This window comes from Neisseria sp. P0021.S007 (assembly GCF_051956855.1).
This window is the reverse complement of sequence record NZ_JBQCXA010000001.1, coordinates 534,744-551,005: the sequence shown is the minus strand read 5'-3', so window position 1 is coordinate 551,005 and position 16,262 is coordinate 534,744. Positions and strand designations below refer to the sequence as shown.

Sequence of the window (16,262 nt, the reverse complement as noted above, 5' to 3'; positions counted from 1 at the left end):
ATATCATTTAGGTAGGGATTGTTTGTACCGGTTTCCCATGAAATTTCATCTTCCTCTTCTTTATACCCTGCTATTGGGCGGTTGCGCCGCGTTTTTGCCATCATTGGACGAACGCACCCAAAGCAGTTATCTTGACATCCCTTCAACGCCGCGACTGGACAGCGCCTTAGGTATTCCTTCTACCCCCTCCAAGGCCGATATTTCCCATATCTATCTGCTGAACGATGCCCATGAAGCCTTTGTTGCCCGAGCAGCCTTAATTGAAGCCGCCGACCATACTCTTGATTTGCAGTACTATATCTGGCACAACGACATCTCCGGCAAGCTTTTGTTCAACCTGATTCATCGCGCGGCCGAACGCGGCGTCCGTGTGCGTTTGCTTCTGGACGACAACAACACCAACGGCATGGATGATCTCCTGCTGGCACTCGACAATCATCCCAATATCGAAGTCCGTCTGTTTAATCCCTTCATTTTCAGAAAATGGCGTGCGCTCGGCTACGTTGCCGACTTTCCGCGACTTAACCGCCGAATGCACAACAAATCCTTTACCGCCGACAACCGTGCCACCATTTTGGGCGGACGCAATATCGGCGACGAATATTTTAAGGTTAACGACGATACCATCTTTGCCGACCTCGATATCCTCGCAACAGGACGCGTAGTAACAGAAGTGTCCCAAGACTTCGACCGCTACTGGGCAAGCCATTCCGCCTACAATGCAAGTAGCATAATCAAACGGGGAAACCTGCAAAAAGGACTAGCCGAACTTAATTACACCGACCAAGATAAAAACCAAACGCTCATCCGCTACCGTCAAAGCATTGAACACTCCAACCTCTATCAAAAAATACAGAGCAACCTTATGGAGTGGCAAAGTGTCAGCACACGCCTGATCAGCGATGACCCGGCCAAAGGCTTAGACCGTGACCGGCATAAACCGCCTATTTCCGAACGCCTACAAGACGCCCTCAAGCAACCTGAAAAAAGCGTTTACCTTGTCTCACCCTATTTTGTGCCCACAAAATCGGGCGTTAAAGCCATAGAAAAGCTGATTCACAACGGCGTGGACGTTACCGTTTTGACCAATTCGCTCCAAGCAACCGACGTTGCCGCCGTCCATTCCGGCTACGTCAAATACCGCAAGCCCTTGCTTAAAGCTGGGGTCAAACTCTATGAGCTCCAGCCCAACCACGCCGTTCCGACCTCCAAAGACCGCGGCTTGACCGGTAGCTCCGCCACCAGCTTGCACGCCAAAACATTCATCGTGGACGAGAAACGCATTTTCATCGGCTCATTCAACCTCGACCCACGTTCCGCACGCCTCAATACCGAAATGGGTGTCGTCATCGAAAGTCCCCAAATCGCAGGCCAAATGCAGCGCACCCTCGTTACGACCACCCCAAACTACGCCTATCAGGTAACGCTTGGCAATTACAATAAACTATACTGGTATGACCCAAGTGAAAAACGAACTTACGCACAAGAACCAGAAGCCAAATTCTGGAAACGGGTTACTTCAAAAATCCTGTCCATCCTGCCCATAGAAGGATTATTATAGAGACCGTCTGAAAACATAAATCATGCGACCGGAGAAATTCACCATGTCTCGACTCATCTGCAAAACCCTATTTGTTTGTACCACCAGCCTATTGTTGGCCTCCTGCGGCACCACCAGCAAACACAAATCCCACAAGCCGCAAATAACCGCCAGAAAAGTCCAACCTGTCCGCATTTCCCATATTGACCGCACACAAGGTTCGCAGGAATTGATGCTTCACAGCATGGGCCTGATCGGCACGCCCTACAAATGGGGCGGCAGTACCACAGCCACAGGCTTTGACTGCAGCGGCATGATCCAATTCGTCTATAAAAACGCCCTCAATGTCAATCTGCCACGCACCGCACGCGATATGGCCGCAGCCAGCCGTAAAATTTCCGATGACAAATTAAAAGCCGGCGATCTTGTCTTTTTCAATACCGGCGGCGCACACAAATATTCCCATGTCGGCCTCTACATCGGCAACGGCGAATTCATCCACGCCCCCAGCAGCGGCAAAACCATCAAAACCGAAAAACTTTCCACCCCGTTCTACGCCAAAAACTATTTGGGCGCACATACCTTTTTTACTGAATAAATCAAGGCCGTCTGAAAGGTATCGCCACATCATCGATACCTTTCAATCTATTGCTGATGAGTCAAGCTTGATTACAAGATAAGCCCTGCAAAAATTTACCCATAACAAAACACCATCAAGGAAATATCATGCACACAGAATCCGTTCTAACCCTCCTCAAAACCCTGCAAAACCAAATCTGCGCCGCGCTGGAGCAAGAAGATGGCGAAGCCAAATTTGTGCATGAAGCGTGGACGGGGAAACTGGGTATCGGCGAAACCCGCGTATTGAAAAACGGCGCAGTATTCGAGCAGGCCGGTGTAAATTTTTCGCATGTAAAGGGAACCAAAATGCCGGCTTCTGCCACTGCCCATCGTCCTGAATTGGCAGGCGCGGCGTTTGAAGCCATGGGCGTGTCGCTGGTCATTCATCCGAAAAATCCTTATGTCCCGACCAGCCATGCCAATGTGCGCTTTTTTATTGCCTATCCTGAAAATGCCGAGCCGGTTTGGTGGTTTGGCGGCGGCTTTGATTTGACGCCGTTTTATCCTTTTGAAGAAGATATCGTGCATTGGCACACAGTGGTGCGAGACGTATGCACGCCATTTGGCGAATCGGTTTATTCTGAATTCAAACAATGGTGTGACGAATATTTCTACTTGAAACACCGTAACGAAACACGCGGCGTGGGCGGCCTGTTTTTTGACGATTTAAACCGTTGGGATTTCGATACCTGCCTGAATTTTATCAAGGCGGTTGGGGAAGGCTATATCGCAGCGTATCTGCCGATTGTGGCCAAACGTAAAAACACGCCTTATGGAGAACGTGAACGAGATTTCCAACTCTACCGTCGCGGACGCTATGTCGAGTTTAACTTGGTTTGGGACAGAGGCACGCTGTTCGGCCTGCAAAGCGGCGGCCGTACGGAAAGCATTTTGATGTCCATGCCGCCTTTGGTACGCTTCGAGTATCAATATGTGCCGGAAGAAGGTTCACCCGAAGCACGCCTCAATCAATTCCTTATACCGCGCAACTGGCTGGAAGAAGCCGGCAGATAGTTTTACCTATAAGAGGCCGTCTGAAAAGCGATTCTCACTGGTTGAGACTACCTTTTCAGACGGCCTTTGCTTCAATTGCTTTGAATTTGCATACCTTTGCCTATCATGCTGTTTCATCTCTATAGAGTTTTTGAGACAATGCGCCCATATAAAAATCACCTCACAAACCACACTAAAAAGGAATAATCGGTGAAACGCATTTTCTTATTTATCGCAACCAATATCGCAGTTCTGGTTGTCATCCGTATTATTTTGGCCATCTTGGGCATCAACAGTACCGACCAAGTCGGCAGCCTGTTGGCTTATTCCGCAGTCGTCGGCTTCAGCGGCTCGATTGTCTCTTTGCTGATGTCGAAAACCATTGCCAAACATTCGGTCGGCGCCGTCGTCATCGACCAGCCCCAAAGCGAAGAAGAAGCTTGGCTGTTGGCAACTGTTGAAGCGCAAGCCCGCCAATGGAATCTGAAAACGCCCGAAGTAGCCATTTACGACTCCCCAGAGCCTAATGCCTTTGCAACCGGCGCGACCAAAAACAGCTCGCTCATCGCTGTCAGCACCGGCCTGCTCGACCACATGACCCGCGATGAAGTCGAAGCCGTTTTGGCGCATGAAATGGCACACGTCGGCAACGGCGATATGGTAACGCTGACACTGATTCAAGGTATTGTGAATACTTTTGTTGTCTTCTTGGCGCGTATTGTTTCCAGCATGGTGGCGCGCAACAATGACGGCAGTACGTCGCAAGGTACATATTTCATGGTCAGCATGGTATTGCAGATCGTATTCGGCTTCCTCGCCAGCATCATTGTGATGTGGTTCAGCCGCCAACGCGAATACCGCGCCGATGCGGGCGCTGCAAAACTGGTGGGCGCGCCGAAAATGATTGCCGCCCTGCAACGCTTAAAAGGCAGCACCAGCGATCTGCCGCAAACCATGACCGCAATGGGCATTGCCAGCGAAGCCAAAGATTCTTGGTTCAGCACCCATCCTTCTTTGGACAACCGCATCAACCGTTTGAAAAACCGCTAATCGAAAACATCAAGGCCGTCTGAAACATCAATTTCAGACGGCCTTTTTTTATTTCTTCATCAAAGCCCGTTTGATGATAATCATCCAGTCTTTCTTATCCAACAGCGGCCGCTGGTTAAACACGTCATATTTGCAACCGTCCAGTTTCTGCAAAATCAACTGGCCGCCGACAATAATCATGCGCAACTCAAAACCGATTCGTCCTTTGAGGGTTTTGCCCAACGGCGAACCGGCCTTCAGTATTTGAAAGGCACGTTGACACTCGTGTGCCATCAGTCGTTGAAAAGCAAAGTCGGCTTTGCCGGCCGCAATCTGTTCTTCGCTGACTTTGAACTTCTGCAAATCTTCCTGAGGGATGTACACGCGCCCTTTCTGCCAATCTGCCGCCACGTCCTGCCAGAAATTAATCAGCTGCAAGGCAGTGCAAATGCCGTCGCTTTGCGCTATGCTCACTTCATCGGTTTGCCCGTACAAATGCAACATAATGCGCCCCACCGGATTGGCGGACAAACGGCAATAGGCAATCAATTCGCCAAAATTTTCATAACGGTTTTTGACCACATCCTGACTGAACGCCGCCAACAAATCGTAAAACAGCTGCAACGGTAATTGAAACGGCTCAATCGCTTCGTTGTACAAACGCTGCATCAAAGCTGTTTGCGATTTCCCACCTTGTGTAATGCGGTCTAACTCTGCCTTCAGTTCGTCCAGTTGGCGCAGGCGTTCGACTGCTTCGGCATTGCCTTCGTCGGCAATATCGTCCGCCGTCCGCGCAAAAGCGTAAACGGCGTGAACCGGCTTGCGCAAACGGCGCGGCAGCACAATAGAGCCGACTGGGAAGTTTTCGTAATGATTGACTGACATGGGGAAATCCGAAAATTTAAAATAAAGTGTTTTTGCTGACAGGCCGTCTGAAATTCAGACGGCCTTACGTTTGGCCGCAAAGAAATCCTGCAATACGCTTTGGCATTCTTCTGCCAATATGCCGCCCAAAATTGCGGTATGCTTGTTCAGACGTTTGTCGGCAAACAAATCGACCACGCTGCCTGCCGCACCGGTTTTAGCTTCAGCCGCACCATAAATCACACGCCCGACCCGCGCCTGTATCAAGGCAGATGCGCACATGGAGCAAGGCTCTAAGGTAATGTACACGTCGCAGTCTTCCAAACGGTAGTTTTGCAAGGTCTTACCTGCGGCGGCAAGCGCGTTGATTTCGGCATGATGGCTGACATTGTGGTCGCCAATGCAGGTATTGTGTGTCGCTGCGATTGCCTCGCCTTGATATACGATGACCGCGCCAACCGGCACTTCGCCCAATACCGCCGATTGTTTGGCCTGTTCTATCGCCAACCGCATAAAGGTTTCCATATCGCTTTGCGAAGGGAAAACGGCAACAGGCGGATGTTTTTTCAAATCCTCGCACAGCTCCGTCTTTCTCTCCTCGGAAATACGCCGGGCATCCACACCTGAAACCAACGCAGCCAGTTGCCATAAGGTGCTTTTGGTTACGGTCAAACCCGACGCTTTCAGCAATAGAAATGCGTGGACTGCGCCGATTTCCTGTAAATCTTCCAGCGTACAAATACCCAATTCTTTTAGCGCGGTCAATGCTTTAGGGGCAAGTGGTGGCGTAGTCAGCATGGATTATTCCTGAAAATGCTGACGCGCCAAGGCTAAGGCCGTTTGAACATAATCGCTGTCTGCGTAAGGATCTAACGTGTGCGCCAAAGGAATTTTCCGCAACCAGGTCAACTGGCGTTTGGCAAGCTGGCGCGTGGCGATAATGCCTTTTTCGACAAAGGTGTCATAATCGGTTTCGCCTTCGAGATAATCCCAAGCCTGACGGTAGCCCACGCAGCGCATAGACGGCATATCGGCATGCAGTTGCGGATAATCGCGGCGTAAGGCGTGTATTTCATCTAGGAAACCGTGCTCCAGCATACTTAAAAAGCGTTTTTCGATTTGCTGGTGTAACAAATGGCGGTCTTCGGGGATAAGGGCAACCGTGCATAAATCCAATAAAGACGCAGCCTGCTTCTGCTCTGTGAAATGTTCGCTCAAAGGCCTGCCGGTCAGAAGATAGACTTCCAAAGCGCGCTCAATACGCTGGCTGTCATTGGCTTTCAGACGGCCTGCCGTTATCGGGTCAACTTCCTGCAAACGGCGATACAGGCCTGCCAAACCGTGTTCTTTTTTTTCCGCCTGAAGCTGTGCGCGCACCGCCGCATCCGCGCCGGGCAAATCGTTCAAACCTTCCGTCAGCGCATGGAAATACATCATCGTGCCGCCGACAATCAGCGGATAGCGACCGCGCGCATGTATTTCGTTCACCAAGCGCACGCAGTCGCCGACAAAATCCGCCGCGCTGTAACTTTCCAGCGGCGAGATAATATCAATCAAATGATGCGGTACGGCAACAAGCTCTTCGGCAGTCGGCTTGGCCGTACCGATGTCCATGCCGCAATACACCAGCGCGGAATCCAAACTGATGATTTCTACCGGCAACGATCGGGCAATATTTAAGGCCAGTGCGGTTTTACCGCCGGCGGTCGGGCCGAGTACGGCGAAGGCTTTGGGCGCGTTCATAAGAAAACGGAAAAATTAAAAATGCGATTATAGCAAACCCGGGCAAACCATATTTCAGGCCGTCTGAAACATTTGCTCTACATTATCAAAAGCGTTACACTTGCTGCGCCGTTTCAGACGGCCTTTTATATTGATTTCAAACCTGCTGCTGCCGTCATTGCGCCGGCAGTCAAGCCGTCAGCGACACTGCGTCGCTGTAAACACGAAAGAACACACTATGACCGTATCTCCCGTAGCCTTGCGCCGTCAAACCGAGCGCAAGCCGCATCCGACTGCGCGTTATTGGAAAAAATGCGATGTCGAGGCTTTATTCGGACTGCCTTTCCTCGACCTCGTTTTCCAAGCCGCCGAAATCCACCGCCAAAACTTCAACCCGCGCGAAATCCAGCTTTCCACCCTGCTCTCCATCAAAACCGGCGGCTGCCCCGAAGACTGCGCCTACTGCCCGCAATCGGCACACCACAACACCAATCTGGGCAAAGAGCAAATGATGGATGTGGACGAAATCGTCGAAAAAGCCAAAATTGCCCAATCTCGCGGCGCCAGCCGTTTCTGCATGGGCGCGGCATGGCGCGGCCCCAAACCCAAAGACGTGGCTGTCGTTTCCGAAATCATCAGCGCGGTGAAAGGCTTGGGCATGGAAGTGTGCGGCACCTTCGGCATGCTCGAAGACGGCATGGCTGAAGACTTCAAAAAAGCCGGTCTGGACTACTACAACCACAACCTCGACACCGACCCTGAACGCTACAACGACATCATCCACACCCGCAAACACGAAGACCGCATGGATACTTTGGGCAAAGTCCGCAATGCCGGTTTGAAAGTCTGCTGCGGCGGCATCGTCGGCATGAACGAAACCCGCGCCGAACGCGCAGGCCTGATTGCCAGCCTTGCCAACCTCGACCCGCAACCCGAAAGCGTGCCGATCAACCAGTTGGTCAAAGTGGAAGGCACGCCGCTGGCCGATGCCGAAGATTTGGACTGGACAGAATTTGTCCGCACCATCGCTGTGGCGCGCATTACCATGCCCGAGAGCTACGTCCGCCTGTCCGCAGGCCGCAGCAATATGCCGGAATCCATGCAGGCCATGTGTTTCATGGCTGGCGCAAACTCGATTTTCTACGGCGACAAGCTGCTGACTACGGGCAATCCGGACGAAGACGGCGACCGCCTGCTAATGGAAAAATTGAATTTGTATCCGCTGCGCTTTGAATTGGAAGAAGAATACAAAGCCGCGCAGGAAACACCCAAAATCAAAGTCGACTATTAACCGCCATCATAATGCCGTCTGAAAGGACAGGCTTTCAGACGGCATACGGCACTCCGGCACGCGGCGCAACATCAGGCGCGGCGCGTGCCGCCCCGTCCGAAGCCTGATAAACAAACCAATAAGGAAATACGATGAAACACATACTCCCCCTGATTGCCGCATCCGCACTCTGCATTTCAACCGCTTCGGCACATCCTACCGGCGAACCGTCCACCCAAAACGAAACCGCTATGACCACGCATACCCTCACCTCAAAATACAGCTTTGACGAAACCGTCAGCCGCCTTGAAACCGCCATAAAAAGCAAAGGAATGGACATTTTTGCCGTCATTGACCATCAGGAAGCCGCCCGCCGAAACGGCTTAACGATGCAGCCGGCAAAAGTCATCGTCTTCGGCACGCCCAAAGCCGGCACGCCGCTGATGGTCAAAGACCCCGCCTTCGCCCTGCAACTGCCCCTGCGCGTCCTCGTTACCGAAACGGACGGCAAAGTACGCGCCGCCTATACCGATACGCGCGCCCTCATCGCCGGCAGCCGCATCGGTTTTGACGAAGTGGCAAACACTTTGGCAAACGCCGAAAAACTGATACAAAAAACCGTAGGCGAATAAGCCCGTCGCCGACATAAAAGGCCGTCTAAAACTTTTTCAGACGGCCTTTTATCGTTATTCAGCATCAAAACCTTCAATCTTCCGTATCCATTCTTCCTTTTCCGCCTCGCTCAAAAACGAAGCGCGGAACGAATTGGCGCACAAGGTTTTGATTTCTTCCGCACTCAAATCCAAAGCCTCGGCAAGCGCTTCAAAATTGCGGTTCATATAGCCGCCGAAATATGCCGGATCATCGGAATTGACGGTTACCAAGACGCCGCGTTGCAACATACGGCGCAAATTGTGTTTCGCCATTTCAGGGAACACTTTTAATTTCAAATTGCTCAACGGGCAAACGGTCAACGGCATTTGTTCTTTAATCAAACGCGCCATCAAGGCCTCATCTTCTTCCGCCCGTACGCCATGATCGATACGGCGGATATGCAGCAAGTCCAAAGCCTCATAAACATATTCCGGCGGGCCTTCTTCTCCGGCATGTGCCACCGTCAACAAACCCTCCGCCCGCGCCTGCGCAAACACGCGCTCGAACTTGGACGGCGGATGCCCCTGCTCGCTCGAATCCAAGCCTACGCCAATGATGTGTTCCTTATAAGGCAAAGCCTGATTTAAGGTTTCAAATGCGCTTTCTTCCGACAAATGACGCAGGAAACACATAATCAAACGCGTGCTTATTCCCCATTGCTGTCCGGCTTCATGACAGGCGCGGACAATGCCGTTAATCACGGTTTCAAACGCCACACCCCGCGCAATATGGGTTTGCGGATCGAAAAATATTTCCGTATGCACGACATTGTCTTCACGGCAACGCTCAAGATACGCGCGGGTCAAATCGTAAAAATCCGCCTCGTGCAACAATACGCCGGCACCGGCATAATAAATATCCAAAAACGACTGCAGATTGTGAAAATCATAAGCCTGCCGTACCGCATCGACATTTTCATAAGGAATTGCTATATGGTTGCGCTTGGCGATTTCAAACATCAGCCCCGGCTCAAACGTCCCTTCGATATGAACGTGCAACTCGGCTTTGGGCAGGGCTTGGATAAATTGTTTGATATTCATATTTTCTCTGATTTTCTGTTTATATTTAATATTGAAGGCCGTCTGAAACTTTCAGACGGCCTTTGACCATTTATCTGTTAAAAACCATTTTCCATCATGATTTCGCCGGGGATGCGGTTGCGGTGCATAGCGTAGCCCAAATCCATCAAGGCTTGGAAAGTGTCTTTGACCATTGCCGGATTGCCACAGACCATAAAGCGCGTATCGGCCTTGGTGAACTTGAAGCCGACTTTTTCTTCCAAGCCGCCATTCTTCAGCAATTCGGGAATCCGTTTGCCACTCAATGCGCCTTCCGTTTCCTCACGCGTGGTGACCGGAACAAAAGTGAATTTATGGAAATATTCTTCAATCAGCGGATGCTCTTTCAAATCGGCAAGGCGCTGGTTGAAAATCAACTCGTCGGCGTAAGAGACGGAATGCGCCAAAACCAAACGGTCGAAACGCTGCCAAATTTCAGGCTGCTCAATAATAGAGAGGAAAGGCGCAATGCCTGAACCCGTGCAGAGCATAACCAAATCTTTGCCGTCGGGGAAACGCTCGGGCAAGAGGAAACCGGTAGCCGTTTTATCCAGCAAAATAGTATCGCCCTCTTTCATCGCAGCAAAACGCGCCGACATCGGGCCGCCTTCGATTAATACTGCGAAATACTCAAGCGTATCGGCGTATTCGGCAGACACGACAGAATACGCGCGCCAAATAAAGCCCTCGCCGTCACGGAAACCAAGGCGCGAAAACTGCCCTGCCGAAAAACGGTAGGACTCAGGGCGGCTGATGGCAAAAGTCATCAGCTTGGGCGTATAGTGTTTGATCCACAAGACTTTTTCTTCTGTAAACTTGGCTTCTGGAGAAGCTGCCATAATAGGTTTCCTTGATATTCGGTATCAGTTTCAAATAGGGCTTATTATAAAGATTCAAAAGGCCGTCTGAAATATTTATTTTCAGACGGCCTTTAAGATTATTCACGGCGCAAACGGATATTGATGCCTTTTTGTTCCAAAATCAAATCGTTACCATCAAAACGATAGTTCCACACGCTTTGTTTACGCAAAAACGCATCTTCCAGCTTCATGTCTTCACACAGCATCATACTTACCGCAATATGGCCAAAATCAATTTTGTCCGCTCCGATTACATTCGCTTGAAACATCATACCGTTGCAACCCATATTGCCATAAGCCTTAGGCATTTTGCTGAAATCCAAATAGGCGTTTTTATCTGCCAATTCTTTTTCAGTGAATTTATTGAAAGCGACAACACGCCATTTAGCGGCTAAAGTAGGCATTTTCATTTGCTTTGATTCAGATGATTTGCTAGAAGAAATATGTGGCTGACTTGATAAAGGCTTATCGGCAGGCGTAGAACAAGCAACCAATACAAATGCACCAATCATTGCTGAAATAAGGGTTTTCATGACTCATCCTTTTTTAGAAATCTTCTTTATCGTCTAACTGTACACCAAACGGACAACGGCTTTTTTACTATCCGCATCAAAAAATAGGTACAACTCATCGCAACCATATTCCTGAAATTTATATCCGCTCAAATAGCCGACATAAGAAAAAACTTTTCCATCATCTCGTTTGGGTGTATCCACTAAATTACCGTACTCTTCTTGGAACATTCCATCAATATGGTTAAAACCTTCTTCCAACATACCCTCTGATAATCCGCCGGCATCCTCAATCAAATCTCTATCCAACCCGTCATCCTGACATTGTGAATCTGCAGCTTCCTTCAATGCAACCAATTCTTCCAAAGTATATTTACTGTCCAGCTCAATGGGTACATATCCCTGAAGGAATTTTCCATATTTCAGATACAAATTTTTGATGGCATTAAAACAAAGATGATTGATTCTATATACGTTTTCTAATTCTTCCTGCGTATCCTGCCGATAAATATGCGGCGTTTTATACCAAGCTGCCTGATCAAAACTCATACCCTGTTTTTCCGCAATCTTTTGCGCCTGTTCCATTATTCTGGTTTTAATTTCAGACGGCATTTCCTTGTTTTCCAAAATAAAAAAATGCCAATCGCCATTAAATCGATATTTACCGTTCTCATCGACATCAAAACAAATACTGTCCTCAAAATTATAGCGGTCATGAAATGCCGATGTATGCTCACCTACGCAACCCGAATGAATTTCCGCAGGCTGGACGAAATGTATCCAAAACTCTTCACTATCAGGACGTATAAATTGAAGATTAAGCGAACAAATGGGTAAAAAATGTTTCGCGTGTCGCTCTATCTCTTCAGAAAAAACTTCTTCCGGAGAGGGGAATGGACGAATAAATTTTTCAGGGATATTCATCTTAATCACCATAATTTAAAGGCCGTCTGAAAAACTATCCACCTTCAGACGGCCTTTAAGCCTTATTTACAAAGTCGTATCCAATGCTTTGGAAATATCGTTCCAAATATCGTCCACATCTTCGATACCGACAGAGAAACGCAGCAGGCCGACTTTGATGCCCATTTCCATTTTCACATCATGCGGCACGCCGCTGTGGGATTGGGAATAGCAATGGTTGACCAAACTTTCCACTCCGCCAAGGCTAGAAGCCATTTTGACCAGTTTCATGTTTTTAATCACACTATTGGCCGCTTCACGCGTGTCGTTTTTGAGGTAAACCGTAACCACGCCACCGATGCCTTTGGGCATTTGTGCTTGGGCGAGTTCGTAATGTTCGTGAGACGGCAGGCCGGGATAGAACACTTTTTCAATGGCAGGATGGGCTTCCAAACGGCGCGCGATTTCGAGTGCGTTTTGGCAATGGGCGTTCATGCGTAGAGCCAGTGTTTTAATACCGCGCAACACCAGCCAACAATCCATCGGACCTGCAATCGCGCCGGTATGCACCATCATGTCGTGCAAAGGCTGCGCCAGCTCTTTGGTTTTGGCAACGACTACGCCCATCAGTACGTCCGAATGGCCGCACAAATATTTGGTAGCGGAATGGAACACAAAATCACAGCCCATATCCAACGGCTGTTGCAGATACGGCGTGGCAAAGGTGTTGTCGATGCCGACCAGCGCACCGGCTGCTTTGGCTTTCGCGGCAAGCGCTTTGATGTCCACCAAGCGCAAAAGCGGATTGGACGGCGTTTCCAGCCAAACCAGTTTGACATTGTGCGCTTTAAGCAGCTCGTCCAGATTATCCGGATTGCCCAAATCGGCAAAAACAACGTTCACACCCCATTTTTGATAAACATCGACCAATAAATCATAAGCGCCGCCGTAAATATCGGCGACTGCGACAATGGTATCGCCCGGGCGCAGGAAAGTACGCCATACGGCATCAATCCCCGCCATACCGCTGGAAAACGCAAAGCCGGCCACACCGTGCTCCAAATCGGCAACGGTATCTTCCAAGACCTGTCGGGTCGGGTTGCTCAGGCGCGAGTAGCGGTAAGGCACATTTTCGCCAATCTCGTGCAACGCGAACATACTGTTTTGATAAATCGGCGGCATCAGCGCACGGTTGTGTTCGTCGCAATCGTAGCTGGAATGGATGGCTTTCGTGGCGAATTTCATTGGGTCTCTGCCTATATAGATGTGAATAATTGAAGATTTTATCACTATCTGAAAAATAGAAACAATCAATGCAGGCGGATAAAGCAAGTGATATAATCTCGCATTTGCAAATCGGCCGACACGAGCCGACTCCCTCCACACGCATCTCAACAATCCTATCATGAAGGACATACCACGCATGAACGCCATTGCAGACGTGCAATCCAGCCGCGATTTACGCAACCTGCCGATTAATCAGGTCGGCATCAAAGACCTGCGCTTTCCAATCTCCCTCAAAAGCAAAGAAGGCGAACAATCCACCGTCGCCCGCCTGACCATGACGGTTTTCCTGCCTGCCGACCAAAAAGGCACGCATATGTCGCGCTTTGTCGCCCTGATGGAAAAACAAACCGATGCTTTGGATTTCGATACGCTGCACAAGCTGACCGCCGATATGGTTGCCCTGTTGGATTCCCATTCCGGCAAAATCAGCGTTACCTTCCCGTTTTTCCGCAAGAAAAGTGCGCCCGTCTCCGGCATCCAATCGCTGCTCGACTATGATGTTACCCTGACCGGCGAAATCAAAAACGGTACATACAGCCACAGCCTGAAAGTGATGGTTCCGGTTACTTCCTTGTGTCCGTGTTCCAAAGAAATTTCCCAATACGGCGCGCACAACCAACGTTCGCATGTGACGGTCAGTCTTATTGCAAACGCGGATGTAGGCATTGAAGAAATCATCGATTACGTCGAAGCACAGGCAAGCTGCCAGCTCTACGGTTTGCTCAAACGCCCTGACGAGAAGTATGTAACGGAAAAAGCATACGAAAATCCGAAGTTTGTCGAAGACATGGTTCGTGATGTGGCCACGGTGTTAATTGCAGACAAACGCATCGAATCATTCGTCGTCGAAAGCGAAAACTTCGAATCGATACACAACCATTCCGCTTACGCTTATATCGCTTATCCTTAAAAGCCGAGCAGAATAAAAACAAAGGCCGTCTGAACATTTCAGACGGCCTTTGGCATAGATTGAACGATAACATGAGACTATCGGTCATATATGGGCAACTCTATTTCGATATAATTCAAAAGCATTAGATTTCTCTCGCAATATTTAACATAAATTAAGCCGATTGTTTTTTCCATCATTTATAATGACGGTTCCTCAACGGCAACTCCGTAGATACTATGAAAAAATTCCTTTATTTCCTCATTGCATTTTTAGGCTTGAGCAGCTTCGCATTCGCAGTAGATGCCAATGATTTACTGCCTCCAGAGCAAGCCTTTGTACCTCAAGTCAATGTAACCGACCAAGGCATCAGCGTGCAGTTCAAAATCGCCGACGGCTACTATATGTACCAGTCCAAAATCGTTGCAGCGACCAATCCTGACAAAATCCTAGGCGAACCCAAATTCAGCAAAGGCGAAGAAAAAGAAGACGAATTCTTCGGCAAACAAACGGTTTACCACCATACCGCACAGGTTGACCTGCCTTACAAACAAGCCGCACCGCAATACAAACTGACGCTGACTTATCAAGGCTGTGCCGAAGCCGGTGTATGTTATCCGCCTGTGGACACCGAGTTTGACGTAAAAGGCAACGGGGTTTATCAGCCGCAAAGCGATGAGCCGGTTTCTGCCAAAGACCGCTTTTTACAACCGTCCGCCTCTTCAGACGGCCAAATGCCAACGCAACCCAGTACAAACAATCCCGACAGCAGCCGCTTCAAGCTCTCTTGGGATACTTTAAACGCCAACCTGTTGGCGTTTTTTGTCGCAGGTTTAGGCTTAAGCTTTACCGCCTGTATGTATCCGCTCCTGCCGATTGTTTCCAGTATTGTCGTGGGCGATAAAAAAGCCGGCAAAGGCCGCGCGTTTACCTTGTCTATGGTATATGTACAAGGCTTGGCATTGACCTATACCTTGGTCGGCGTGATTGCCGGTTTGACCGGTGCGCTGTTGACCGTATGGCTGCAACAGCCTTGGGTCGTACTTGCCGCCGCCGCGCTGATGGTGGTACTGGCTATGTCCATGTTCGGCCTCTTCAATATCCAACTGCCCAACTCCGTCCAATCCTATTTCCAAAACCAAAGCAACAAACTCTCCGGCGGCAAAATCATTTCCGTCTTCATCATGGGTATTTTGTCCGCCCTGATTGTCGGCCCTTGCGTTGCGCCTCCGCTGGCATTTGCTTTGGGCTATATCGGCCAGACCGGCGATGCCGTATTGGGCGGTCTTGCGCTTTATGTCTTGGCACTCGGCACCGGCGTGCCGCTCATCATCATCGGTACATTCGGCGGCCATATCCTGCCTAAAGCAGGCGACTGGATGAACGGCATCAAATACGCATTCGGCTTCATCTTGCTGGCTGTTGCCGTATACCTTGCTACACCGCATCTGCCTTATTTCGCAGTAGTCAGCCTCTACACCTTGCTGATGATTGTTCCCGCCCTTATGCTTTTAGCGAAATCCGGCAAACAAAAAGGCCGTCTGAAAACGGTTGCCGCCGTATTGGGCTTTTTACTGCTGATTGGCGGCTCATGGTTTGGCTGGCAAAGCCTCAATAAACAAACCACCGCCCTCCACCACTTCTTAACGCTGGTTCCGCCATCCGAAGCCGGACAAGAAACCGACCACGGCAAGATGTTTACCGATGTCAGCGAACTCAAAGCCGCTATGGATGCCGCCTTGAAAGCCGATCCAAGCAAGCCCGTGCTGATTGATTTCTACGCCGACTGGTGCGTATCCTGCAAAGAAATGGCCGCCTACACGCTCAACCAACCGCAGGTACACGAAGCGGTCGATATGCAGCGCTTCTTCCAAATCGACGTAACTGCCAACACTCCCGACCATCAGGCCTTACTGAAAGAATACGGCCTCTTCGGTCCTCCGGGCGTGTTTGTTGTCCGCGCCGACGGCAGTCATAGCGAAGCCTTATTAGGCTTTGTCAAACCCGATGCCTTCATCGAATGGTATCGCAAAAACGAGAAATAGCCGTCTATAAAAAGG

At 49.8% G+C, this 16,262-nt stretch carries 16 protein-coding genes; 8 read left to right on the top strand and 8 right to left on the bottom strand.

Going from position 1 to position 16,262, the window contains the following annotated elements:
* The first annotated feature begins 37 nt into the window (after nt 1–37).
* The 4 genes from ACTHUR_RS02630 (at nt 38) to htpX (ending at nt 4,204) form a co-directional block, all read left to right on the top strand.
* Nucleotides 38–1,561, top strand: coding sequence for a phospholipase D family protein (locus ACTHUR_RS02630; RefSeq protein ID WP_004520295.1), 1,524 nt, complete (start codon nt 38–40; stop codon nt 1,559–1,561).
* 43 nt (nt 1,562–1,604) lie between these two features.
* Nucleotides 1,605–2,138 (top strand): C40 family peptidase, encoded by a 534-nt coding sequence (locus ACTHUR_RS02625; protein WP_004520294.1) that lies wholly within the window; start codon nt 1,605–1,607, stop codon nt 2,136–2,138.
* Between the two features lie 128 nt (nt 2,139–2,266).
* A complete protein-coding gene (hemF, locus tag ACTHUR_RS02620) occupies nt 2,267–3,175 on the top strand; it encodes an oxygen-dependent coproporphyrinogen oxidase (protein ID WP_004520293.1) in 909 nt (302 codons plus the stop codon).
* 189 nt (nt 3,176–3,364) lie between these two features.
* Complete coding sequence (gene htpX, locus ACTHUR_RS02615; RefSeq protein ID WP_004520292.1) at nt 3,365–4,204, top strand: protease HtpX; 840 nt, start codon at nt 3,365–3,367, stop codon at nt 4,202–4,204.
* A 48-nt stretch (nt 4,205–4,252) separates the two neighbouring features.
* Here the strand turns inward: htpX and hpnC are convergent, their stop codons facing one another.
* The 3 genes from hpnC to miaA are packed head-to-tail and all read right to left on the bottom strand — an operon-like array spanning nt 4,253 to nt 6,790.
* A complete protein-coding gene (gene hpnC, locus ACTHUR_RS02610; protein WP_004519881.1) occupies nt 4,253–5,068 on the bottom strand; it encodes a squalene synthase HpnC in 816 nt (271 codons plus the stop codon).
* 54 nt (nt 5,069–5,122) lie between these two features.
* Nucleotides 5,123–5,845, bottom strand: a complete 723-nt coding sequence (gene tadA / locus ACTHUR_RS02605) for a tRNA adenosine(34) deaminase TadA (RefSeq protein WP_004519882.1) — start codon at nt 5,843–5,845, stop codon at nt 5,123–5,125.
* A 3-nt stretch (nt 5,846–5,848) separates the two neighbouring features.
* Nucleotides 5,849–6,790 carry a tRNA (adenosine(37)-N6)-dimethylallyltransferase MiaA gene (gene miaA, locus ACTHUR_RS02600; protein WP_004519883.1) on the bottom strand — a complete coding sequence of 314 codons (942 nt, stop codon included), beginning with the start codon at nt 6,788–6,790 and terminating at the stop codon, nt 5,849–5,851.
* 217 nt (nt 6,791–7,007) lie between these two features.
* Here miaA and bioB point away from each other — a divergent pair, with 217 nt between their 5' ends.
* Both bioB and ACTHUR_RS02590 read left to right on the top strand, forming a co-directional pair.
* Nucleotides 7,008–8,060 (top strand): biotin synthase BioB, encoded by a 1,053-nt coding sequence (gene bioB, locus ACTHUR_RS02595; protein ID WP_070461800.1) that lies wholly within the window; start codon nt 7,008–7,010, stop codon nt 8,058–8,060.
* Nucleotides 8,061–8,191: 131 nt separating this feature from the next.
* On the top strand, nt 8,192–8,671 hold the full coding sequence (locus tag ACTHUR_RS02590; protein WP_003680761.1) for a DUF302 domain-containing protein: 480 nt from the start codon (nt 8,192–8,194) through the stop codon (nt 8,669–8,671).
* Nucleotides 8,672–8,725: 54 nt separating this feature from the next.
* On the opposite strand, the gene ACTHUR_RS02585 is transcribed toward ACTHUR_RS02590, so the two are convergent.
* From ACTHUR_RS02585 to ACTHUR_RS02565, 5 genes are all read right to left on the bottom strand, one after another.
* Nucleotides 8,726–9,733 carry an adenosine deaminase gene (locus ACTHUR_RS02585; protein ID WP_070695634.1) on the bottom strand — a complete coding sequence of 336 codons (1,008 nt, stop codon included), beginning with the start codon at nt 9,731–9,733 and terminating at the stop codon, nt 8,726–8,728.
* A gap of 77 nt (nt 9,734–9,810) precedes the next feature.
* Nucleotides 9,811–10,590 carry a ferredoxin--NADP reductase gene (locus tag ACTHUR_RS02580; protein ID WP_004519886.1) on the bottom strand — a complete coding sequence of 260 codons (780 nt, stop codon included), beginning with the start codon at nt 10,588–10,590 and terminating at the stop codon, nt 9,811–9,813.
* Between the two features lie 98 nt (nt 10,591–10,688).
* Nucleotides 10,689–11,144: an META domain-containing protein gene (locus ACTHUR_RS02575; protein WP_039862177.1), complete on the bottom strand. Its 456-nt coding sequence runs from the start codon at nt 11,142–11,144 to the stop codon at nt 10,689–10,691.
* Between the two features lie 33 nt (nt 11,145–11,177).
* Entirely contained in the window at nt 11,178–12,047 is an 870-nt protein-coding gene (locus tag ACTHUR_RS02570) for a hypothetical protein (protein ID WP_141744538.1), read from the bottom strand.
* A 66-nt stretch (nt 12,048–12,113) separates the two neighbouring features.
* A complete protein-coding gene (locus ACTHUR_RS02565) occupies nt 12,114–13,271 on the bottom strand; it encodes a trans-sulfuration enzyme family protein (RefSeq protein ID WP_039862178.1) in 1,158 nt (385 codons plus the stop codon).
* Between the two features lie 178 nt (nt 13,272–13,449).
* On the opposite strand from ACTHUR_RS02565, the gene folE2 reads away from it, so the two are divergent.
* Nucleotides 13,450–14,223 carry a GTP cyclohydrolase FolE2 gene (gene folE2 / locus ACTHUR_RS02560; protein WP_004519889.1) on the top strand — a complete coding sequence of 258 codons (774 nt, stop codon included), beginning with the start codon at nt 13,450–13,452 and terminating at the stop codon, nt 14,221–14,223.
* A 218-nt stretch (nt 14,224–14,441) separates the two neighbouring features.
* Complete coding sequence (dsbD, locus tag ACTHUR_RS02555) at nt 14,442–16,247, top strand: protein-disulfide reductase DsbD (RefSeq protein WP_070695637.1); 1,806 nt, start codon at nt 14,442–14,444, stop codon at nt 16,245–16,247.
* Nucleotides 16,248–16,262 lie beyond the last annotated feature (15 nt).